This is a genomic window from Neoroseomonas rubea (assembly GCF_016106015.1).
GTDB lineage: Bacteria > Pseudomonadota > Alphaproteobacteria > Acetobacterales > Acetobacteraceae > Neoroseomonas > Neoroseomonas rubea.
Window position 1 is genome coordinate 1 of sequence record NZ_JACADQ010000586.1, and the last position, 1,345, is coordinate 1,345.

At 73.8% G+C, this 1,345-nt stretch carries 1 protein-coding gene; it reads left to right on the forward strand.

Annotated elements, in window-relative coordinates; all coding sequences use genetic code 11:
* Nucleotides 1-156: 156 nt before the first annotated feature.
* A partial coding sequence (locus HW577_RS25085) for a serine/threonine-protein kinase (protein ID WP_198378808.1) occupies nt 157-1,345 on the forward strand: 1,189 nt, incomplete at its 3' end.

Consider the following 1,345-nt stretch of genomic DNA (forward strand, 5'->3'; position numbering starts at 1 on the left):
GACGGGCGGCGGGCGGCCGGGGCCAGCGCCGCCGCCGCCGCGCCGGCGCGGCTGTGACCGGGCGGCCTTGCCGGGACGGCCGGTGACGACATCTGCGCGGCAAGGCTGTAGTCTAGCCGCAGGACGACCGCCGGACGCCGGAGACCCCAGGGGCCCATGCTGCCAGCCGAGCTGAACCAGAAGTACGAGGTGCGCGGCACGCTCGGCGCCGGCGCCATGGGCACCGTGTACGACGCGGTGGACCGCATCATCGAGCGGCGCGTCGCCATCAAGGTGGTGAACCGCCCGAACGAGAACGACCCCGAGGCGGTGGAATCGCACGCCCGCTTCCGCCGCGAAGCCCAGGCCGCCGGCCGCCTGTCCCACCCCAACATCGTCGGCGTCTACGACTATGGGGAGAACGCGACCCAGGCCTGGATCGTGATGGAACTGGTCGAGGGCGGCAGCCTGAAGGGCCGGCTCGACAAGCAGGAACGCTTCACCGTCCCCGAGATCGTGCGGATCATGGGCGAGGTCTGCGCGGCGCTGCACTATTCCCACCAGCGCGGCGTGGTGCACCGGGACATCAAGCCCGGCAACATCATGATGACCACCGACGGCCAGGTGAAGATCGCCGATTTCGGCATCGCGCGGCTCGAGAATTCCTCGATGACGCAGGTCGGCACGCTGATCGGCACGCCGTCCTACATGGCGCCCGAGCAGTTCCGCGGCGAACCGGTGGACCTGCGCGCCGACATCTGGGCCGCGGGCGTGATGCTGTACCAGCTGCTGACCGGGGAGAAGCCGTTCGAAGGCGGCTTCTCGGCCGTGATGCACAAGGCGCTGCATACGGAGCCGCCGCCGCCCTCCTCGCTGTCCGTCACCACGCCGCGCGCCTTCGACGGGGTGATCGCGCGCGCGCTCGCCAAGCGGCCGGACGACCGCTACCGCTCGGCGCTGGAATTCGCCGAGGCCATCCGCACCGCCGCCAGCGCGCCCGCCGCCGCGCCCGAACCCACGGGCCTGCCGGGCCTGCCCGGGCTGAACGAGGATGCGACGGTCGTCACCGGCCGCATTCCGGCCGGGGCGACCGGCACGATGCAGCGGCCCGGGCCTGGCGTCGCGCCGCCCGAGAAGAAGGGCGCGCCGGTCGGCGCCATCGCCGGCGGCGCCGGCGCGCTGGTGATCGCCGCCGTGGCGGGCTGGTACTTCCTCGCCGGCCCCGGCGCCGGCTCGAACACCGCCGACCAGGATCGCCAGCGGCAGGAGCAGGTCGCTCGCGAAACCGCGGCGCGGGAGGAAGCGGCGCGCGCCGAGGCCGCCGCACGCGAAGCCGCCGCGCGCGAACAGGCGCAGCGCGAGGCCG